We start from the raw sequence: 20,058 nt of genomic DNA, 5'->3' as shown, positions 1-20,058 counted from the left end.
CCCAGTTGTCCGGGGCGCGGCTCCGGCCGGCCGTGCCCCTCAGAAGAGGTGTCCGGGGCTGAGGTGTCCGGGCGGCTCCCCCTCCCGCAGACGGCGTCCTCGATGGCCGTGTACCCGGTGCACCGGCACAGGTTGCCCTTCAGGTTCCGCGGCAGGTCCGCCCTCTGCTCCTCATCGAACGTCGCTGCCGTCATCACCATGCCGGCCGTGCAAAAGCCGCATTGGAAGCCCTGCCGGTCCAGGAACTGCTGCTGCATCGGATGAAGCGCGGTGCTGTTGGGGTCACCGGGTCCGCCGGCGGCGCTGGCGGCGGCCAATCCTTCCACCGTGGTGACCGCCCGGCCTTCCGCGCGGACGGCGGGATAAATGCAGCTGTGCACCGGGACCCCGTCCACGTGCACCGTGCAGGCGCCGCAGTCGCCGGCGTCGCAGCCCTTCTTCACGCCCAGGTTCCCCTGTTCGCGAAGGAACGTGCGCAGGCACTGGCCGGGGCGGGGTTCGGCCTGCGCCGGGATGCCGTTGATCTCGATTCTCATGCTCAGGCACCTTCCGTCCGGGGTCCACCGTTCAGGGTCCCGCCCCGCGGCGGCCAGAAGTCACCGGATATGCGTAACGGGTCGCGGTCTGCCGGGGTGGTGAGTTCGGCCTGGATTTCATGGGCCAGCCGGTATGTCATGTCCTTGCGCCAGGCGGGCAGGCCGTGGACGTCGTCGTGGTACAGCTCATCGGGGATGGCGGCATCCAAGGCCCCGGAGAGAGCATCAGTGAGGGCGCCGGCGAGCGCCGCCGCGGAGGACTCCAGGCGCAGCTGCACGGGGCGCTTGGTGGCTGCGGTGACGGTCAGGACCAGGGCGCCCCCGACGTCGAGCCTTCCAATCAGCAGCACCGCTGACCTGCCCAGGTTGCTCAGCGACAACCGGCGGAAGGCCACCCGGGAGGACAGGGCCGCCGCCGGCAGGCTCACGCTGCGCAGGAGCTCGCCGGGAGCGAGGCAGTTCGTCCCGTCGCCCGTAACGAAGTCCAGCACCGGGAGCGTGCGGCGGGCGCCGCCGGGGCCCAGAATGGTGGCCGTGGCGTCGAGCGCCGCGCAAAGCGAGATCATTGGCCCGGCCGGCAGGGAAGTGCACAGGTTGCCGCCCACTGTGGACATGGTCCAGACCTTGAAGGAGGCCACAAAGGACTCGCAGCAGGGGCGGACGAGTTCCACGCCGGGCCAGTTCCCGGCCAGCCCCCGGGCGGCGTCCGAGCCGGCATCCGCATCCGGGAATGCATACAGTTGCGCGATGGTGCAGGTTGCCGCCAGCTCGATGCCGGCCGCCGACACCGCTATGGGTGTCCAGTCCGTGGAGCCGAGGTCCAGGAGGCGCCGGAGCGGTTCCTGTCCGGCGCCGGGGCTCCCGGAGGAGAAAAGCACGGTGCCCCCCGCGAGCCAGGCGTCCCCTTCGCGCCACTGCGCCGGATCCGCGGTGCGGACCACGGCCTCGATGGTGTTCAGGTCCACTGGGCCTCCTGACGTTCCGGCATGCCGGCGCTGCTGTCGTGATGGTTGCTGTCGTGATGATTGCGGGCGTAGTGGTGAATGGGGCCGCTGGCATCCTTCAGGGACACGCTGCCCTGGGCCAGCCCGGCGGCCTTGCTCCGGTTGACCACGAGTTCTGCCGTGATGGAGACCGCGACCTCTTCCGGCGTGACGGCCCCGAGGTCCAGGCCGATGGGTGAGTGCAGCCGGGCCAGGTCGCCGTCGGCCACGCCGGCCTGCCGCAGAGCATCGATCCGCCCGCGGTGGCTTCGTCTGGACCCCATGGCGCCGACATAGTCCACGTCCAGGCCGAGCGCGGCCTGCAGGAGCGGGACATCGAATTTCGGATCGTGTGTGAGCACGCAGATGGCCGTCCGGGCGTCGGTGCGGCCGGCCAGCACTTGGTCCGCCAGGTACCGGTGCGGCCAGGCTGTGGCCACCTCGTCCGCGGCGCCGAACCTGTCCTGCTGCGCGAACGCCGGGCGCGCGTCGCACACCGTGACGTGGAAGCCAAGGAGTTTCGCGGCCGGGACGAGCGCCGCACCGAAGTCATTGGCGCCGAAGATCAGCAGGCGCGCCGCGGGCAGCCGGCTCTCCACCAGCAGGCTGACGGGTTCCGGCTGGCACTCCCCCGCGGGCGCGAGCCGGACCAGCCCGGTACGGCCTCCCCTCAGCAGCGGTTCCAGCTGGGCTGCCGCGGCCGGCAGCATGCGCCCGGCACCGGCGGACCCGCTCGCCCCGAGCAGCGCGGCGAGTTCGGCCGACTGCAGTACCCGGAAGGCCGCCGGGTCAGGAACCACGACGGCGCCGCGTCCGCCGGCGTCCATCCTGCGGATCAGCGCGGCCCCGGCCGGATGCCTCCCGGCCAGGGCCTGCAGGCTGTCCAGCCGCAGCCGGCCGGGCCCTGCGCCCAGGGGTTCGATGTGGATTTCCAGCCCGCCGCCGCAGGTCAGCCCGGCGGCAAACGCGTCCTCGGCGCTGTAGCCGAAGAACTCCCGGCGCGTCCCGCCGTCGCGCATTGCCTCCAGGGCCGCTTCCACAACGGCCCCTTCAACGCATCCACCGGACAGGCTGCCCAGCACCTCGCCGGTCTCCGAGACCAGCATGGTGGTGCCCACGGGCCTCGGCACTGATCCGGCAGTGCCCACGACGGTGGCCACCGCGCAGAGCTGCCCGGACGCGGCCGGCCGCCATGTGCCTAGGTGCGGGAGCAGATCCAACATGGCCGCAGTCCCCGGCGCTAGTAGTCGGTCCGGGACTCAAGCGAGTTCCAGGCCTTGAAGGGATCCAATGCCGCGGGCGCTTGCGGGTCTGTCAGTTGCAGCCTGCCCACCGGCATGAGCGTGGCGCGCTGGTCGTTTTCGAAGTATTCGTAGAAGACGGCGTCATCGAACCCCGCAGCCGCGGCATCGTGCCGGTCCGCGGCGAACATCACGCGTGACACCCGCGCCCACAGTGCGGACGCCAGGCACATGGGGCACGGCTCGCAGCTGCAGTAGAGCGTGGCTCCGCTGAGATCGAAAGTGCCAAGTTCGCTGCAGGCCTGCCGGATGGCCGTGACCTCGGCGTGCGCCGTGGGATCGTTGGTGGCGGTGACGCGGTTGACGCCGTCGAACGCTAGCCCGTCCGCAGTGACCACCACTGCGCCGAACGGGCCGCCGCCGTTCAGGACGTTGGCCGTGGCCAACTCGATGGATCTCGCCAGGAACTTCTGGGCCGTATCGGTTGTAGTCATGCCGCCACTCCCTACCTGCGGAAGCCTGTACACCGTGACCGATACGCAAGGGCCGTATGCGACGGTGACCAGTCTTCAGCATGTGCCTTGAAGGTTGCGCCTGGTAGATAGCTTCCCGGATCCCGGGCTGCCCGCCGTTGGCAAGATCGACAGTAGCACCGGCATGTCCGCGCGGCGCGCCCTATTTGAGGGAAGCCCAGTTTCGTTATGTGAAATCTCTATTTCCCGGTCTTCACGCCAACGCTCTGCCGCCGCCCTACCGCCCAACCGCCCAACCGCCCAAGAGAAACGCCTACCGGCCAAAGAGCGGCAGCGCGCGGAGCCACCGGGAAAAGCCGCGGTCCCTCCGCTCGCAGTCGGCCGGAATGTAGAAGTCTGGGTCCGTGGCGCCGAAGTCCGTGGCGGCGAACGGCAGGTACAGCTCCACCCCGGGCGCCGGTAATTCAACGGCACTGTCCGTCTCCTGCGAGTTCATGGATTCCTCCTCATGCATTGCGTGGGCGCTTCTCCGCACCGAGTCGAAGCACGCGGAAGAGTTCCACAATTTGGAAATAATTTATTGTTATGTGGAAAATAGTAGGGGCGGGCGGAGCCGGCGGTCAAGAGCGTTGGCCGCCGCGGTCACAAACCGTTTTTTCGAAAAGTGATGTACACCACGCCCGGACCGGGCTACGCTTAATCCCAATTCGTGGCGCAGGTCACGTAACCTGGGAGCAGCAGGCAGGGTCGTAATGAGCTGGCATCAACTGATGTCGGCTCTTTTTTGTGGGCCGACGGAATGAGAAACGCGCGGGAAACACGCGCTTAATTTCTATGTGGGACTTTGGTGCCACATACCTGAAGTTGGGAATCAGACCATGAGCAACAAGATCGTCCTCGGCCACAACCAGTACGGAAAAGCCGAAGTCCGGGTCGTCAAGATCACCAGGGACACCGACCGCCATGAAATCGAAGACCTGAATGTCACCTCGCAGTTGCGCGGGGACTTCGCGGCTGCCCACCTCGAAGGCGACAACAGCCATGTGGTGGCCACGGACACCCAAAAGAACACCATCTATGCCTTCGCCCGGGACGGCATCGGCTCCCCGGAAGCCTTCCTGCTGCGGCTAGGCAAGCACTTCACCTCGAACTTCGACTGGGTCACCGGCGGTCGCTGGGCAGCCGAATCCTACAAATGGGACCGGATCCAGGCCCACGGGACCGGGCACGACCACTCCTTCGTCCGCAGCGGCCAGGAAGTCCGCACCGCGGTCCTTCTCCGCGACAGCGGTACCGAGCACCTCATCGCCGGGCTCAAGGACCTCACCGTGTTGAAGTCGACCCAGTCCGGGTTCAGCGGCTTCCCGCGGGACAACTACACCACCCTCCCGGAAACGTCCGACCGCATCCTCGCCACGGACGTATCGGCCCGCTGGCGCTTCAGGACCGGCACCGATTTCGGCACGTTCGACTTCAACAAGAGCTACGAGGACGTCAAGAGCCTGCTGCTGGAGGGCTTCAGCGAAAACTACTCCCACGCCCTGCAGCAGACCCTCTTCGACATGGGCGCCAAGGTCCTGGAAGCGCACACCGAGATCGACGAGATCAAGTTCTCCATGCCCAACAAGCACCACTTCCTCGTCGACCTCTCGCCCTTTGGCCTCGACAACCCCAACGAGGTCTTCTTCGCCGCCGACCGCCCCTACGGCCTGATCGAGGCCACAGTCCAGCGTGAAGACGCCAGCCCCGCAGAAATCGCCTGGTCCGGGATCGCCGGCTTCTGCTAGGACTCCCGGGCCGGCCGGCCCGGGCCTCCGGCGCCGGCACTCCGGCACCCGTTAGCCAGACATTGTTAGCCGGACAACGACGTCCGCCATGAACCAAGAAGGTCTGCCATGAACGCACGCAAAAAATTGACCGCCCGGCTGCCACGCACCCGCGGCACCGGCGGCACTCCCCGCCCCGAGGACCAACGGCTCTCCGTCGGAAGCAGCTTCGCCTACGGCTTCCAGCACGTCCTGACCATGTACGGCGGCATCATCGCCGTCCCCCTGATCGTCGGCCAGGCCGCCGGCCTGGCCCCGGCCGACGTCGGGGTCCTGATCGCCGCGGCCCTCTTCATGGGCGGCCTGGCAACGCTGCTCCAGACCCTGGGCGTGCCGTTCTTCGGCTCCCAGCTCCCCCTGGTCCAAGGCGTCTCCTTCGCCAGCGTGGCGACCATGGTCGCCATCGTCACCGGCGGCGGCGGTCTCCCGGCCGTCTTCGGCGCCGTCATTGCCTCTGCAGCCATCGGGCTGCTGATCGCCCCGGTGTTCTCCAAGATTGTCCGGTTCTTCCCGCCGGTGGTCACCGGCACAGTCATCACCACCATCGGCCTCACGCTGATGCCCGTGGCGGCCAACTGGGCGATGGGCGGGAACAAGAAGGCGGCGGACTATGGGAGCGTGGCCAACATCGGGCTGGCGGCCATCACCCTGGCCCTCGTGCTCCTGCTGAGCAAGGTCGGCAGCGCCACCATTTCCCGCCTGTCCATCCTGCTGGCCATGGTCGCCGGAACCGGGGTCGCCGTCGTGACCGGCATGGCGGACTTCTCAAAGGTTGGTGACGGCCCGATCGTCGCCTTCCCCGCACCGTTCCACCTCGGCGCACCCACCTTCGAGGCTGCCGCCATCATCTCCATGCTGATCGTGGTCCTGGTCATCCTGACCGAGACCATGGCCGACATCCTGGCCGTCGGCGAAATCGTGGGCACCCGGGTCGATTCGAAGCGGATCGCCGCGGGCCTGCGGGCAGATATGGTTTCCAGCCTCGTGGCGCCGGTCTTCGGTTCCTTCACGCAGAGCGCGTTCGCCCAGAACGTTGGCCTGGTCGCCGTCACCAAGATCAAGAGCCGCTATGTGGTGGCGGCCGGCGGCGTCATCCTGGTGCTGCTGGGCCTGCTGCCGGTGCTCGGCCGCGTGGTCGCGGCGGTCCCCACAGCCGTCCTGGGCGGCGCGGGGATCGTGCTCTTCGGCACGGTGGCCGCGAGCGGCATCCGGACCCTGGCCAAGGTGGAGTACCGGAACAACATGAACCTGATCATCGTCGCCGCCTCCATCGGCTTCGGGATGATCCCGATCGCCGCCCCCACGTTCTACGACAAGTTCCCCAGCTGGTTCGCAACGATTTTCCATTCCGGCATCAGCTCCGCAGCGGTCATGGCCATCGCGCTGAACCTGCTCTTCAACCACCTAAAGAAGGGCAACTCGGAGAACCAGTCGGTCTTCGTGGCCGGAACGGGCCGGGTCATCCGCGAGGAAGACCTCCAGTGCCTGGCCGAGGGCGACCGCTACGAGAACGGCAAACTGATCGACTGCGACGGCAAGGAAGTCCCGGTGGAGTCCGCCGCGACATCCGAACACTAGCCCCCTAAGACACCACCGGCATGAGCGTTGCGGCCCCTCCCCGTGAAGGAAAAGGGGCCGCAACCTGGCCTGGCGGACTGCGGCACGGCCGCTGGATGTCAGCTCTTGTTGAGGTCCTGGGAGATCGCCAGGGCTGCCTCACGCAGCAACGGCACAGCCCGGTCCGCGAAAGTCTCGTCCACCCGGGAAACGGGCCCGGAGACGGAAATTGCCGCGGGGGTCGGCGCGTTGGGGATGGCAATCGCGAAGCAGCGGACGCCGATCTCCTGCTCTTCCTCATCGATCGAATAGCCGCGGCTGCGGATCAGCTTCAAGTCGGCGAGCAGGGATTCGACGTCGCCGATGCTCTTCGGTGTGGGTGTGGGCATGCCCTTCCGGGTCACGATGCCACGCACCGTCTCATCGTCCAGCTGGGCCAGGATCGCCTTGCCCATGCCGGTGGCGTGCATGTAACCGCGGCGGCCCACTTCGGTGATCATCCGCATGGAGTGCAGGGACGGGACCTGGGCCACGTACATCACCATGTCAGAGTCCAGCACAGCCATGTTGGCGGTTTCCCCGAGCCGTTCCACGAGGGACTGGAGCTGCGGCCGGGCGAGCGCCCCGAGCTGCTTGTTCGCCGCCTCGCCCAGACGGATCAGGCGCGGGCCCAGGGCATAGCGGCGGTTCGGCAGCTGCCTGATGTAGCCCAGGGTGACGAGGGTGCGCAGCAGCCGGTGGATGGTGGGAAGCGGCAGATCGGTGGAGGACGAGAGTTCGCTGAGGGTGACGTCGCCGCCGGCATCGGTGATCAGTTCCAGAAGTTCGAAGACGCGTTCAACGGACTGCACGCCTCCGGGGGCTTTTTCCGCCATAACTTTGCTCTCCTGAGGGGTTGCTTACGACAAATTTTATCCACATCGTGAAAAAAGTGCCTAGTGGACACAAGATACAGTACCGTCCCCGCCGCCGACGGACCCCTGGGGGCTTGTATTTCCACAAAGTAGATAATAATATCCATCATACGAAATAAGTTAGTGCAGTAAGAGCCCGTCCGCGGGCCGACTAGGAGGAAAATTCAATGGCGAATCCCAGCCCCGGAAATTCGATCACCCTGCGCGTGGAGGCGCCCTCGAGCTTCACCGCCACCAGCGAACTGGCCGCCGCCGTCGGTGCGGCCGGCGCCGCGATCACGGCCCTGGACGTCACCGAGTCCCACCATGAGACCCTGGTAGTCGACGTCACCTGCAACACCACGGACGACGAGCACGCCGCACGCGTCAAGGACGCGCTCAACGCGCTCGACGGCGTCACGGTCCGGAACGTCTCGGACCGAACCTTCCTGATGCACCTCGGCGGCAAGCTGGAGGTTGTGCCGAAGGTCGCGCTGCGCAACCGCGACGACCTCTCCCGCGCCTACACCCCCGGCGTCGCCCGCGTCTGCCTGGCGATCGCGGAAAACCCTGAGGCCGCCCGGAACCTGACCATCAAACGCAACACCATCGCCGTCGTCACCGACGGCTCCGCCGTCCTGGGCCTCGGCAACATCGGCCCGGCCGCCGCACTGCCGGTCATGGAAGGAAAGGCCGCGCTCTTCAAGCAGTTCGCCAACGTCGACGCCTGGCCGGTCTGCCTGGACACCCAGGACACGGAGGAAATCATCCGGATCGTCAAGGCGCTCGCCCCGGTCTATGGCGGGGTCAACCTTGAGGACATCGCCGCTCCGCGCTGCTTCGAGATCGAAACCCGGCTCCGCGAGGAGCTCGACATCCCGGTCTTCCACGACGACCAGCACGGAACCGCAATCGTCACGCTGGCAGCCCTGACCAACGCCCTGCGTGTGGTGGACAAGAAACTCTCCGAGGTCCGGATTGTCGTTTCGGGCGTCGGCGCCGCCGGCTCCGCCATCATCGCGCTGCTCAAGGCACAGGGGGCCCGCAACATCATCGCCGCCGGCCGATCGGGAGCGATCCACTTCGGCGAACAGTACGACGACGAGCACCGCACGTGGATTGCCGAGAACACCAATGAACGGGGCTTCTCGGGCACCCTGCACGAAGCGCTCAAGGGAGCCGACGTCTTCATCGGCGTCAGCGCACCGCACGTGATCGGCGAAGAACAGGTGGCATCCATGGCCAACGACGCTATTGTGTTCGCCATGGCCAACCCCACGCCGGAAATCGACCCGGTGGTCGCATCACGGCACGCCGCTGTGGTGGCGACCGGCCGCAGCGACTTCCCCAACCAGATCAACAACGTCCTGGCCTTCCCAGGGTTCTTCCGCGGGCTGCTGGACGCGGGGGCGGCGGACATCACCCCCGAGATGCTGGTGGCCGCCGCCGCGGCGATCGCCAACCGGGTCGCCGACGACGAGCTCAATGCCAGCTACATCATTCCCAGCGTCTTCGACCCACACGTTGCCGCCGACGTCGCCGCGGCGGTTGTCGCGGCTGCCCATGCGACGGTCCCGGCCGCTGCGCTGACCCACGTCTGATTCGCCGCCTGCTTCACCGACCAGGAAGGACCACAATGGCCCTCACCATTTCAGCCCGCCGCCCCGTTGACCGCGCGGAGGAGATCCTCACACCCGAGGCGCTGGCCTTCATTGAGCAATTGCACCAGCGTTTCGCCGCCACCCGCGCGGATTTGCTCAAGGCCCGCGCGGTCAAACGCGACGAGGTGGCCCGCACCGGCCGGCTCGATTTCCTGCCGGAAACCCAAGATATCCGTGAAGGCGACTGGACGGTGGCCCCGGCCCCGACAGCCCTGCAGGACCGCCGGGTGGAAATGACGGGTCCGGCCGCACCGGCCAAGATGGCCATTAATGCCCTGAACTCCGGGGCCAAGGTCTGGCTCGCGGACCTCGAGGACGCCAGCACTCCCACCTGGTCCAACGTGGTCGAATCAATCCTGAACCTCCGCGACGCCGCGGCGGGAACCCTGGCCTACACCTCCCCCGAGGGCAAGGAATATACGCTCCGGACCGATGCCCCGCTGGCCGTCGTTGTCGCCCGCCCGCGCGGCTGGCACATGGCAGAGCGCCACCTGCTGATCGACGGCGAACACACCGTGGGCGCCCTGGTGGACTTCGGCCTGCACTTCTTCCACACCGCCAGGCAACTGCTGAAGAACGGCCAGGGCCCGTACTATTACCTGCCCAAGATGGAGAGCCACCTCGAGGCCCGGCTGTGGAACGAGGTCTTCGTCTTCGCCCAGGACTACCTCGGCATTCCGCAAGGCACCATCCGCGCGACCGTCCTGATCGAGACCATCCCCGCAGCATTCGAAATGGACGAGATCCTCTACGAACTCCGCGACCACGCCTCCGGCCTGAACGCCGGCCGCTGGGACTACCTGTTCAGCATCATCAAGTACTTCCGTGACGCCGGCTCGCGCTTTGTGCTGCCGGACCGCGCCACCGTGGCCATGACCGCGCCGTTTATGCGCGCCTACACCGAACTGCTGGTCAAGACCTGCCACCACCGCGGCGCCTTCGCCATGGGCGGCATGGCGGCTGTCATTCCCAACCGCCGCGAACCCGAGGTGACAGCCCAGGCGTTCGAGAAAGTGCGCGCGGACAAGACCCGTGAGGCGAACGACGGCTTTGACGGTTCCTGGGTGGCCCACCCGGACCTGGTGCCGGTCTGCCGGGACGTCTTCGACGCCGTCCTGGGCGAGCGGCCGAACCAGCTGGACAGGCAGCGCCCGGAAGTCTCGGTCACCGCGGACCAGCTCCTGGACGTCGCCTCCGCCCGTGGCACGGTCACCGAGGCAGGCATGCGCCTGAACCTCTATGTTGCCGTCGCCTACACAGCGGTGTGGATTTCGGGCAACGGCGCGGTCGCCATCCACAACCTGATGGAGGACGCGGCGACGGCGGAAATCTCCCGGTCCCAGGTCTGGCAGCAGATCCGCAACAACTCTGTGCTCGCCGACACTGGCCGGACCGTCACCCGCGAGCTGGTATCCGGGATCCTGGCCGAGGAAACCGAGAAGCTCCGGGGCGAGGTGGGCGAGGAAGCTTTCGTGAAGCACTACCTGCCCGCCAGCAAGCTCATCGGCGACATCTGCCTGTCCGAGGACTACACGGACTTCCTCACCACGCCGGCGTACGAGCTGGTGGGCTGAGGCATGGCAGCCACCTCCGCCAGTGCCAGGCCGCAACCACGCAGCCATCTGCAGAGCCAGGGTCCGGTGACGCCGGCCCTCTCCGGGGCCGACCTCGCCCGGATCGATGCGCAGCTCGCCGACACCGACCGGCTGCTGGAGCGCAGCTACCCGGGCGACGACGGCTCCCGCCAGCCGGTGCACACCGTCTACGTTCCGGCCGACCGCTTCAGCCCGGAGTTCGCCGCGGACTGGGGCGCCCAGGCCCTCGCCGCGGTGGACGCCCGCGGCGGCGTCGAAAGCCTGTGCGCGCTGCAGGGCCAGGAAACCGAACTGGCCGCCGCCGTCGCACCGCGGGTCCTTGCCAAGCTCTCACGCGAGCCGATCGAGGACCTCCGCCTGGACTTTGAGGACGGGTTCGGGGACCGGGGCGACGACGCCGAGGACGCCGCAGCTGTCGCGGCGGCATCCGCCGTGGCCGCCGCCGTCGCCGCCGGTACCGCGCCGCCGTTCATCGGGATCCGCTTCAAGTGCTTCGAGGCTGCAACCCGCGCCCGGGGTCTGCGGACCCTGGATCTCTTCGTCTCGCAGCTGGCCACGGCCGGCGAACTGCCGGACGGGCTCGTCCTCACCCTGCCCAAGGTCACCACGGTGGCGCAGGTGGAGGCCATGGCCTTCGCCGTGTCCCGGCTCGAGGAAGTCCACTCGCTCCCCGCGGGCCGGCTCCGCTTTGAGGTGCAGGTGGAAACGCCGCAGCTCATCCTGGGCCCGGACGGAACCTCGCCGGTGGCGCGCCTGCCGCACGCGGTGCCCGGCCGGATCAGCGGGCTGCACTACGGCACCTACGACTACTCAGCATCGCTGCAGATCTCCGCCGAATACCAGTCCATGGAACATCCCGTGGCGGACTTTGCCAAGGAAGTCATGCAGCTAGCCGCGGCCGGCACCGGAATCCGGCTCTCCGACGGCTCCACCAACATCATCCCGGTGGGCGGGAACGTGGAGCAGGCCTGGCAGCTCCACGGCCGGCTGGTCCGCCGCTCGCTGGAACGCGGCTACTACCAGGGCTGGGACCTCCACCCCGCCCAGCTGCCCAGCCGGTTCGCCGCGACCTACGCCTTCTACCGGCAAGGGCTCCCGGCCGCCGCTGCCCGGCTCCGCAATTACGTGGACCAAACCGCCGGCGGCGTTCTGGACGAACCCGCCACCGCACGGGCTCTGGCAGCCTTCGTGCTGCGCGGCGTCCAGTGCGGCGCCGTCGGCACCGAAGAAGTCCTGGCGCTGGCCGGCGTCGGGCTCCCTGAACTCACCGCGCTGGCCCACCCCCGGCTGGCCAACACCTCCACTCCCTCAGCAAAAGGAACGCACCCATGAGCAACTATTTCTACCCCGAAGGCGGGCTTCCGCCGCAGACCCAGATCCTCTCCGACCGGGCCGTGGTCAAGGAGGCCTACACCGTCATTCCGAAGGGCGTGCTCCGGGACATCGTCACGAGCAAACTGCCCGGCTGGACCAACACCCGCTCCTGGATCCTGGCCCGGCCCATCGCCGGTTTTGCCACGACGTTCTCGCAGCTGATCGTCGAGGTGGGACCGGGCGGAGGCTCGGAGAAGCCCGAGCCGGAGGCCGGCGTCGAAGGCGTCATCTTCCTGACCAAGGGCGCCCTGGCACTGACCCTCGAAGGGGAAATCCACAGGCTGGGCGAGGGCGGCTACGCCTACCTCGCCGCGGGGGCCCAATGGTCCGTGGCGAACGAGTCCGGGGAGATCGCCAGTTTCCAGTGGATCCGGAAGGCCTACGAGCCGCTGGACGGCTACACGGCGAAATCCTTTGTAACCCGCGACCAGGACGTCGCACCGCGGGCGATGCCGGACACCGACGGGGCCTGGGCCACCACGCGTTTCGTGGACCCGGAGGACCTCGCCCACGACATGCATGTCAACATCGTCACCCTCAAGCCCGGCGCCTCCATCCCCTTCGCGGAAACCCACGTCATGGAGCACGGCCTCTTCGTGCTGGAAGGCAAAGCCGTCTACCGGCTCAATGACGACTGGGTGGAGGTGGAGGCCGGCGACTTCATGTGGCTGCGTGCCTTCTGCCCCCAGGCGTGCTACGCCGGCGGTCCGGGCAACTTCCGGTACCTGCTGTACAAGGACGTCAACCGCCAGATCCGCCTGACCTAAGACCGATCCAGCAATACCGATCCACCAATACCGATCCACGTAGCGGAGTCCGCCCCGTCTGACGGGGCGGACTCCTCCGTGGTTCCGCCGGTTGCGCCTCCGCACCAAATCTGGTCACCCAGCCCGGAGCCCTTGCGGCCCGGGCGATGCTTGCTAGCCTGAGGCTGTGAAGTACGAATCCCTGTGGATCGGAATGCTCCTTGGCGCGGCCCTCGGCTTCGCCATCGGGGTCACCACCGTCGACAAGCCATTCACGGGCCTGCTGATCGGCCTCGGGGTCGGCGCACTCGTGGGCCTGGGTATCCGCAAGGATCCTACGAAGCGGTAGGGAATTTCGCGGCATCTGCTGCCCGCGCGCCCTGAACTGCCGGAGCCTGAACTCCCGTAGGCTCCCGCGCCCTGAGGTGCCGGGCCAAGAATATCGGGGTCCCGGGCGCCTCACCCCGCATTCGCTCACCCCTTGACTCCCCGGCCCAACCTTCCCTACACTTTTCATAAAGCAGAATCTTAATTCCACAAAGCGGAAAACAAGCAAAAAGGATCTGCAAGGCAAAGGTGCCCGGGATCCAGCTCCCGCCCACACCGGAAGGAACCCACAATGACGTACACCGTGAACTGCTCCATCCTCCTGACGGAGCTCCCCCTCTGGGAACGCCCGGCCGCCGCGAAGGCCGCCGGTTTTGACGCCGTCGAATTCTGGTGGCCCTTCGAGACATCCGTCCCCACCGACGTCGAGGTTGCCCGGTTTGAGAACGCCATTACTGACGCCGGCGTGCAGCTCACAGGCCTGAACTTCAACGCGGGCGACATGCCGGGCGGTGACCGCGGCCTGGTCTCCTGGCCGGCGCGTTCCACCGAATTCCAGGACAACATCGACGTCGTCGCCGGCATCGGTGAGCGCCTCGGCTGCAAGGCCTTCAACGCCCTCTACGGCAACCGTATTGACGGCGAATCCGCTGAGCAGCAGGACGCCATCGGCGCCGAAAACCTGGCGGCGGCGGCTGCCGGCGTGGCCCGCATCGGCGGCACGGTCCTTCTGGAACCCGTCAGCGGCGCCCCCCGGTACCCGCTGCTCAAGGCACAGGACGCCCTCGATGTGATCGCCCGGGTCAAGCAGGAATCCGGCGCCGGGAACGTCAAGCTCCTCGCGGACTTCTACCACCTGGCCGTGAACGGTGACGACGTCGCCGCCGTCATCGAAAAGCACGCCAAGGACTTCGGCCACATCCAGATCGCCGACAACCCCGGCCGCGGGGCTCCCGGAACCGGGCAGCTTCCCCTCGGCGAATGGATCGCCCGCAGCCGCGCACTCGGCTACGAGGGCTACATCGGCCTCGAATACAAGGAACCGGCGCAGACCGCGTTCAGCTGGGCCATCCGCCAGCGCGTGTCCCCATAACCGCCCCGCCAACCAAACAGCACGCACCCGCCTCCCCCGGCACATAAGCACACCCGCGCTAAAACGCACACAAAGACTTCAGAAAGAGAACCACAATGAGCAACATCGCAGTCATCGGCCTGGGTATCATGGGCCTGCCCATGGCCGTCAACCTCGTCAAGGCCGGCCACACGGTCACGGGCTTCAACCGCAGCCAGGACAAGACCGACAAGATCGTCTCCGAAGGCGGCAAGGGTGCCACGAGCATCGCGGAGGCCGTCAGGGACGCCGACGTGGTCATCACCATGGTGCCGGACTCCCCCGACGTCGAAGGCGTGGTCAGCGGCCCCGACGGCGTGTTCGCCAACGCCAAGCCGGGCGCCCTGTGGGTTGATGCCAGCAGCATCCGCCCCGACGTCGCCAAACGCCTCGCCGACGACGCCCGGGCCGCCGGGATCCGGCCCCTCGACGCCCCGGTCTCCGGCGGCGAACAAGGCGCCATCGACGCCGCGCTGTCCATCATGGTGGGCGGTGACGCCGCCGACTTCGAGGCGGCACGGGATGTCCTGGCCGCCGTCGGCAAGACCATCGTCCACGTGGGGCCCTCCGGCTCCGGCCAGACCGTCAAGGCAGCCAACCAGCTGATCGTGGCCGTCAACATCGAAGTCCTTGGCGAGGCGATCGCCTTCCTCGAGGCCTACGGCGTGGACACGGACGCCGCCCTCAAGGTCCTCGGCGGCGGCCTGGCCGGCTCCAAGGTCCTGGAGCAGAAGGGCCAGAAGATGCTGGACCGCAACTTCGACCCCGGCTTCCGCCTGGCCCTGCACCACAAGGACCTCGGCATCGTCACCTCCGCGGCCCGCGAGGCCAATGTCGCCGTCCCCCTCGGCGCCATCGTCGCGCAGCTCGTCGCCACCACCGTCAACCAGGGCGACGGCGGACTGGACCACTCGGGCCTCTTCAAGCAGGTCCTGAAGCTCAGCGGCCGCAACTAAGCGGCGCTGCCGCCCCGTCAAGGGGCACTTCGACACGAACGCACCGGCCGGCGTCGAGATTTACGACGGCGGCCCGCCCTCCCCCCAACAAGAGGTGCCCGCGACGGTTCGCCGGGCCTCCCTTCACCACACCCAAAAACAGACTTTCAAGGAGCACACCATGACGAAGATGCGCACTGTAGACGCAGCCGTCGCCATCCTGGAAAAGGAGGGCGCCACCGAGGCGTTCGGCCTCCCAGGCGCGGCGATCAACCCGTTCTATTCGGCCATGAGGGCCCACGGCGGCATCCGCCACACCCTGGCCCGCCACGTTGAAGGCGCCAGCCACATGGCCGACGGCTACAGCCGGGCCAAGGACGGCAACATCGGCATCTGCATCGGCACCTCGGGCCCCGCGGGCACGGACATGATCACCGGCCTGTACGCGGCGTGGGCCGATTCCATCCCGATGCTCTGCATCACCGGCCAGGCACCCGTGGCCAAGCTGCACAAGGAGGACTTCCAGGCCGTGGACATCGAGTCCATCGCCAAGCCGGTCACCAAGTTGGCCATGACCATCCTTGAACCCGGCCAGGTTCCCGGAGCCTTCCAGAAAGCTTTCCAGCTGATGCGCTCCGGCCGCCCGGGCCCGGTCCTGCTGGACCTGCCGATCGACGTGCAGATGGCCGAGATCGAATTCGATATCGACACCTATGAGCCCCTGCCCGTTGAGCAGCCCAGGGCCAGCCGGAAGCAGCTGGAAAAGGCACTGGACATGCTCACCGCAGGCGAGCGCCCGCTTATCGTGGCCGGCGGCGGCATCATCAATGCCGGAGCCTCGGCGCAGCTCGTGGAACTGGCCGAGCTGCTGGGCGTCCCCGTGATCCCCACCCTGATGGGCTGGGGCGCGATCCCGGATGACCACGAACTCATGGCCGGCATGGTGGGCCTGCAGACCAGCCACCGGTACGGCAACGAGAACTTCCTGCGCAGCGACTTCGTGATCGGCATCGGCAACCGCTGGGCCAACCGCCACACCGGCGGCCTGGACACCTACACCGCCGGCCGCAAGTTCGTGCACATCGACATCGAGCCGACCCAGATCGGCCGCGTGTTCTCCCCGGACTTCGGCATCGCCTCCGACGCCGGCGCCGCCCTGGATGGGCTGCTGGAGCTGGCCCGGGAACGCCGGGACGCCGGGTCCCTGCCGGACTACACCGCCTGGGTTGACGAATGTTCCGGGCGCAAAGCCACACTGCACCGCAAGACCCACTTCGACAACGTGCCGATCAAGCCTCAGCGCGTGTACGAGGAAATGAACAAAGCATTCGGCAAGGACACCACGTACGTGTCCACCATCGGACTGTCGCAGATCGCCGGCGCCCAGATGCTGCACGTGTTCGGCCCGCGCAAATGGATCAACGCCGGACAGGCAGGCCCGCTGGGCTGGACCGCCCCCGCCGCGCTGGGCGTGGTCCGGGGCAAGCCGGACCAGACCGTGGTTGCCCTCTCCGGTGACTACGACTTCCAGTTCATGATCGAGGAACTGGCCGTGGGCGCGCAATTCAACCTGCCGTACATCCACGTTGTGGTCAACAACTCCTACCTCGGCCTGATCCGCCAGTCCCAGCGTGGCTTCAACATGGAACAGAACGTGTCCCTGGCGTTCGAGAACATCAACTCCACGGATCTCTCTGCAACCGCAAGCGGCTACGGCGTGGACCACATTAAGGTGGCCGAGGGCATGGGCTGCAAGGCGATCCGGGTGGAAAACCCGGAGGACCTGCCTGCCGCGTTCGACAAGGCCAAGGCGCTCCTGGGCGAGTTCAGGGTTCCGGTGGTGGTGGAAGTCATCCTGGAGAAGATCACCAACATCTCCATGGGCACCGAAATCAACGCCGTCAACGAGTTCGAGGCCCTGGCCGAGACCGCCGAGGACGCCCCCACCGCCATTCTGGCCCTGCAGGCCTGAGATGCGCGTCGTCATAGCGCCGGACAAGTTCAAGGGATCGCTCTCGGCCCCGGACGTCGCCCGGCACCTCGAAGCAGGGCTGCAGCGGGCCTGCGGGGGCAATCTGGAGGTACTGCGGATTCCCGTGGCCGACGGCGGCGAGGGCACCCTCGATGCCGCCGTCGGCTCCGGCTTCACCCGCCGCAGCGCCGTCGTCAGCGGCCCCACCGGAGCGCCGATCCGGGCGGAGTTCGCGGTCCGCGGACGCGAGGCGGTCATTGAGATGGCCGCCGCGTCCGGCCTCGCCGTCCTGCCCGGCGGCGGGGGCGGCCGCCCTGATTCCGACTCCGCCAATGGCGCCAGCAGCAAGGGAACCGGCGAACTGATCCGGGCCGCTCTCGACGCCGGGTGCCGGCAGATCATCCTGGGCGTCGGCGGCAGCGCCAACACCGACGGCGGCGCCGGGGTCCTGCAGGGACTCGGTGCCAAGCTCCTCGACGCCGACGGCAACGAACTTCCGCCCGGCGGTGCGGCCCTGGCCCGGCTGGACTGGATCGACTTCTCCGGCTTCGATTCCCGCCTGGACGGCGCACGCTTCGTACTCGCCAGCGACGTCGACAACCCGTTGCTTGGTACCCAAGGCGCCGCTGCGATCTTCGGACCGCAGAAGGGCGCCACCCCCGAGGACGTAGCAGCCCTCGACGCCGCCCTGGCCCGCTTTGTGGACGTGCTCTGCGCTGAAATCGGGCCCCGCGCGCGGAAGGCTGCGGACGCTCCGGGTGCCGGGGCTGCCGGCGGTGTGGGCTACGCAGCCATCGCGGTGCTGGCCGCGACCCGCCGGCCCGGCATCGACGTCGTCCTCGAATTCACCGGGCTGGCCGAGCGGCTGGCCGGCGCGGATCTGGTGATCACCGGCGAAGGCAGCCTCGACGAACAGACCCTGCTGGGCAAGACTCCGGTGGGCGTTGCCCGGGCGGCGCGCCGCGCCAAGGTTCCGGTGGTCGCGGTGTGCGGCCGGTCCGTCCTGACTCCGGAGCAGATCAGCAGTTCCGGGTTCCTCGCAGTCCACGCTTTGACGGAGCTGGAAAGCAATGTAGACACATGTATAACCGACGCCGCGGCGCTGCTGGAGCGCCTCGGACGGCAACTCGGCGAGCAATTGGCCAACGTGGCGCACTCCGCGCAGGGCGCCCGCGCCCTGGACAGTGCTCCCGGAAAGGAGACCCTCAGTGTCTGAAGAAACCTACGACGTCGTCTTCCGCGGGCAGCGGGTGCTGACCACCGCCGGCATCGCCGCCCGGGAAGTCGGCATCCGCGGCGGCGTGATTGTCGCGATCGAGCCGTTGGGCAACGGCCTCTCCGGCCGTGAAGTCATTGAACTCGCCGACGACGAGACCCTCCTGCCGGGCCTCGTGGACACCCACGTGCACGTCAATGAGCCCGGCCGGACCGAGTGGGAGGGATTCGCGTCCGCCACCCGGGCGGCAGCGGCCGGCGGCGTCACCACCATCATTGACATGCCGTTGAACAGCATCCCGCCCACCACTACCGTGGAGGCCCTGAAACTCAAGCGGGAGGTGGCCGGGGACCAGGTGTTCGTGGACGTCGGCTTCTGGGGCGGAGCCGTCCCGGGCAACCAGAACGAACTGCGGCCGCTGCACGACGAGGGCGTTTTCGGCTTCAAATGCTTCCTGCTGCACTCCGGTGTGGACGAGTTCCCGCACTTGGAAGCGGACGAAATGGAACAGGACATGGCCGAGCTCAGGTCCTTCGACTCGCTCATGATCGTCCACGCGGAGGACTCCCACGCGATCGACCACGCGCCCCACCCCGGCGGCGACCACTACTCGACGTTCCTGGCATCCCGCCCGCGCGGGGCCGAGAACAAGGCCGTCGCCGAGGTCATCGAACGGGCCCGCTGGACCGGAGCCCGCGCCCACATCCTGCACCTTTCCTCCTCCGACGCGCTCCCCATGATCGCCACCGCCAAGCGCGACGGCGTTCGCCTCACCGTGGAAACGTGCCCGCACTACCTGACGCTGACGGCCGAGGAAATCCCGAACGGCGCCACAGCCTACAAGTGCTGCCCGCCGATCCGCGAAGCCTCCAACCGCGAACTGCTGTGGGCCGGCCTGCAGGACGGCACCATCGACTGCATCGTCTCGGACCACTCCCCGTCCACCCTGGACCTGAAGGACTTGGAAAACGGTGACTTCGCCGTGGCCTGGGGCGGCGTCTCCTCGCTGCAGTTGGGCCTGTCGCTGATCTGGACCGAGGCCCGGCACCGCGGCATCCCGCTCGAGCAGGTTCTCTCGTGGATGGCGGCAAAGCCGGCCCAACTCGCCGGCCTGGGCAATAAAGGCCAACTGGCGCCGGGATACGACGCCGACCTCGCCGTATTTGCCCCGGACGAGGCTTTCGTTGTGGATGTCTCCAAGCTCAAGCACAAGAACCCCATCACCCCGTATGACGGCAAGGCGCTTTCCGGCGTCGTCCGGCAGACCTACCTCCGCGGCACCCTGATCGACGGCCGGACCCCGACCGGCAAGCTGATCCGCCGCGGCGGCGTGTGAGCCAGGCGGCCGTGGCCGGCACCCCGCCCGCCATTCACGGACGGGCCCGGAATAACGGGCAGGCACGGCAGGCCGGCCTCACCGCGAAGGGACTGGCGGTCTGGGTCACGGTGCCGGACGACTCCGACGTTGACCCGGTGTGCCTGACCCGCGCGGCCGAACTCGTGCTCGGCCGCGCCCTCAGATGGGCCCCGGAGGCGGAAGTCCACTTTAGGCCCGCCGCCGGAGCCGCAACATCCGCCGTCGTCCGGTCCCCCGGAGACGACGGCACCCCGG

At 67.8% G+C, this 20,058-nt stretch carries 18 protein-coding genes and 1 pseudogene; 13 read left to right on the top strand and 6 right to left on the bottom strand.

Annotated elements, in window-relative coordinates; translation table 11 throughout:
- From Y706_RS23465 to Y706_RS0103590, 5 genes are all read right to left on the bottom strand, one after another.
- Positions 1 to 536, bottom strand: a 536-nt coding sequence (locus Y706_RS23465) for a (2Fe-2S)-binding protein (protein ID WP_043434514.1), incomplete at its 3' end; no start/stop codon positions are given.
- 2 nt (positions 537 to 538) lie between these two features.
- Positions 539 to 1,501, bottom strand: a complete 963-nt coding sequence (locus tag Y706_RS0103605) for an FAD binding domain-containing protein (protein WP_028275495.1) — start codon at positions 1,499 to 1,501, stop codon at positions 539 to 541.
- The gene (locus tag Y706_RS23460) at positions 1,492 to 2,742 is read right to left on the bottom strand and encodes an XdhC family protein (protein ID WP_084475897.1); all 1,251 of its coding nucleotides are present in this window, start codon (positions 2,740 to 2,742) and stop codon (positions 1,492 to 1,494) included. The genes Y706_RS0103605 and Y706_RS23460 overlap by 10 nt, the downstream gene beginning before the upstream one ends.
- Positions 2,743 to 2,759: 17 nt before the next feature.
- A complete protein-coding gene (locus Y706_RS0103595; RefSeq protein ID WP_028275494.1) occupies positions 2,760 to 3,254 on the bottom strand; it encodes a nucleoside deaminase in 495 nt (164 codons plus the stop codon).
- Positions 3,255 to 3,546: 292 nt separating this feature from the next.
- Positions 3,547 to 3,729: a hypothetical protein gene (locus Y706_RS0103590; protein ID WP_028275493.1), complete on the bottom strand. Its 183-nt coding sequence runs from the start codon at positions 3,727 to 3,729 to the stop codon at positions 3,547 to 3,549.
- A 382-nt stretch (positions 3,730 to 4,111) separates the two neighbouring features.
- Between Y706_RS0103590 and pucL the strand changes: the two genes are divergently transcribed.
- Complete coding sequence (gene pucL / locus Y706_RS0103585) at positions 4,112 to 5,020, top strand: factor-independent urate hydroxylase (RefSeq protein WP_028275492.1); 909 nt, start codon at positions 4,112 to 4,114, stop codon at positions 5,018 to 5,020.
- A gap of 108 nt (positions 5,021 to 5,128) precedes the next feature.
- Positions 5,129 to 6,637, top strand: a complete 1,509-nt coding sequence (locus tag Y706_RS0103580) for a nucleobase:cation symporter-2 family protein (protein WP_028275491.1) — start codon at positions 5,129 to 5,131, stop codon at positions 6,635 to 6,637.
- 98 nt (positions 6,638 to 6,735) lie between these two features.
- Here the strand turns inward: Y706_RS0103580 and Y706_RS0103575 are convergent, their stop codons facing one another.
- Complete coding sequence (locus Y706_RS0103575) at positions 6,736 to 7,491, bottom strand: IclR family transcriptional regulator (RefSeq protein ID WP_028275490.1); 756 nt, start codon at positions 7,489 to 7,491, stop codon at positions 6,736 to 6,738.
- Positions 7,492 to 7,697: 206 nt separating this feature from the next.
- Between Y706_RS0103575 and Y706_RS0103570 the strand changes: the two genes are divergently transcribed.
- From Y706_RS0103570 to Y706_RS29695, 11 genes and pseudogenes are all read left to right on the top strand, one after another.
- On the top strand, positions 7,698 to 9,110 hold the full coding sequence (locus Y706_RS0103570) for an NAD-dependent malic enzyme (RefSeq protein ID WP_028275489.1): 1,413 nt from the start codon (positions 7,698 to 7,700) through the stop codon (positions 9,108 to 9,110).
- A 35-nt stretch (positions 9,111 to 9,145) separates the two neighbouring features.
- Entirely contained in the window at positions 9,146 to 10,744 is a 1,599-nt protein-coding gene (gene aceB, locus Y706_RS0103565; protein ID WP_028275488.1) for a malate synthase A, read from the top strand.
- Positions 10,745 to 10,810: 66 nt separating this feature from the next.
- Complete coding sequence (locus Y706_RS0103560; protein WP_028275487.1) at positions 10,811 to 12,097, top strand: DUF6986 family protein; 1,287 nt, start codon at positions 10,811 to 10,813, stop codon at positions 12,095 to 12,097.
- Positions 12,094 to 12,906, top strand: coding sequence for a bifunctional allantoicase/(S)-ureidoglycine aminohydrolase (locus Y706_RS0103555; RefSeq protein WP_028275486.1), 813 nt, complete (start codon positions 12,094 to 12,096; stop codon positions 12,904 to 12,906). The genes Y706_RS0103560 and Y706_RS0103555 overlap by 4 nt, the downstream gene beginning before the upstream one ends.
- A 166-nt stretch (positions 12,907 to 13,072) precedes the next feature.
- Positions 13,073 to 13,234 (top strand): glycine zipper domain-containing protein, encoded by a 162-nt coding sequence (locus Y706_RS28625; RefSeq protein ID WP_162159054.1) that lies wholly within the window; start codon positions 13,073 to 13,075, stop codon positions 13,232 to 13,234.
- A gap of 270 nt (positions 13,235 to 13,504) precedes the next feature.
- On the top strand, positions 13,505 to 14,305 hold the full coding sequence (locus tag Y706_RS0103545; RefSeq protein ID WP_028275485.1) for a hydroxypyruvate isomerase family protein: 801 nt from the start codon (positions 13,505 to 13,507) through the stop codon (positions 14,303 to 14,305).
- 95 nt (positions 14,306 to 14,400) lie between these two features.
- Positions 14,401 to 15,279: a 2-hydroxy-3-oxopropionate reductase gene (locus tag Y706_RS0103540; RefSeq protein WP_028275484.1), complete on the top strand. Its 879-nt coding sequence runs from the start codon at positions 14,401 to 14,403 to the stop codon at positions 15,277 to 15,279.
- A gap of 160 nt (positions 15,280 to 15,439) precedes the next feature.
- Positions 15,440 to 17,230, top strand: coding sequence for a glyoxylate carboligase (gene gcl, locus Y706_RS0103535; protein ID WP_028275483.1), 1,791 nt, complete (start codon positions 15,440 to 15,442; stop codon positions 17,228 to 17,230).
- A 1-nt stretch (position 17,231) separates the two neighbouring features.
- The gene (locus Y706_RS0103530; RefSeq protein ID WP_028275482.1) at positions 17,232 to 18,446 is read left to right on the top strand and encodes a glycerate kinase; all 1,215 of its coding nucleotides are present in this window, start codon (positions 17,232 to 17,234) and stop codon (positions 18,444 to 18,446) included.
- Positions 18,439 to 19,782 (top strand): allantoinase AllB, encoded by a 1,344-nt coding sequence (allB, locus tag Y706_RS0103525; protein ID WP_028275481.1) that lies wholly within the window; start codon positions 18,439 to 18,441, stop codon positions 19,780 to 19,782. The genes Y706_RS0103530 and allB overlap by 8 nt, the downstream gene beginning before the upstream one ends.
- 11 nt (positions 19,783 to 19,793) lie before the next feature.
- A pseudogene (locus Y706_RS29695) lies at positions 19,794 to 20,058 on the top strand (hypothetical protein); the annotation flags it as partial.

The sequence above is a fragment of the Arthrobacter sp. I3 genome, assembly GCF_000520575.1.
Classification (GTDB): domain Bacteria; phylum Actinomycetota; class Actinomycetes; order Actinomycetales; family Micrococcaceae; genus Arthrobacter; species Arthrobacter humicola_A.
Note: the sequence above shows the minus strand (reverse complement) of the source record. Positions and strands in the feature narration are given on the sequence as shown.

Excerpts from the sequence above, each read along its gene's own strand:
- Y706_RS0103570 (WP_028275489.1), top strand. The coding sequence starts at position 7,698 with ATGGCGAATCCCAGCCCCGGAAATTCGATCACCCTGCGCGTGGAGGCG.
- Y706_RS0103530 (WP_028275482.1), top strand. The coding sequence starts at position 17,232 with ATGCGCGTCGTCATAGCGCCGGACAAGTTCAAGGGATCGCTCTCGGCC.
- Y706_RS0103580 (WP_028275491.1), top strand. The coding sequence starts at position 5,129 with ATGAACGCACGCAAAAAATTGACCGCCCGGCTGCCACGCACCCGCGGC.
- Y706_RS0103555 (WP_028275486.1), top strand. The coding sequence starts at position 12,094 with ATGAGCAACTATTTCTACCCCGAAGGCGGGCTTCCGCCGCAGACCCAG.
- Y706_RS0103590 (WP_028275493.1), bottom strand. The coding sequence starts at position 3,729 with ATGAACTCGCAGGAGACGGACAGTGCCGTTGAATTACCGGCGCCCGGG.
- pucL (WP_028275492.1), top strand. The coding sequence starts at position 4,112 with ATGAGCAACAAGATCGTCCTCGGCCACAACCAGTACGGAAAAGCCGAA.
- Y706_RS0103595 (WP_028275494.1), bottom strand. The coding sequence starts at position 3,254 with ATGACTACAACCGATACGGCCCAGAAGTTCCTGGCGAGATCCATCGAG.
- Y706_RS23460 (WP_084475897.1), bottom strand. The coding sequence starts at position 2,742 with ATGTTGGATCTGCTCCCGCACCTAGGCACATGGCGGCCGGCCGCGTCC.
- Y706_RS0103575 (WP_028275490.1), bottom strand. The coding sequence starts at position 7,491 with ATGGCGGAAAAAGCCCCCGGAGGCGTGCAGTCCGTTGAACGCGTCTTC.
- Y706_RS0103545 (WP_028275485.1), top strand. The coding sequence starts at position 13,505 with ATGACGTACACCGTGAACTGCTCCATCCTCCTGACGGAGCTCCCCCTC.
- aceB (WP_028275488.1), top strand. The coding sequence starts at position 9,146 with ATGGCCCTCACCATTTCAGCCCGCCGCCCCGTTGACCGCGCGGAGGAG.
- Y706_RS0103540 (WP_028275484.1), top strand. The coding sequence starts at position 14,401 with ATGAGCAACATCGCAGTCATCGGCCTGGGTATCATGGGCCTGCCCATG.
- gcl (WP_028275483.1), top strand. The coding sequence starts at position 15,440 with ATGACGAAGATGCGCACTGTAGACGCAGCCGTCGCCATCCTGGAAAAG.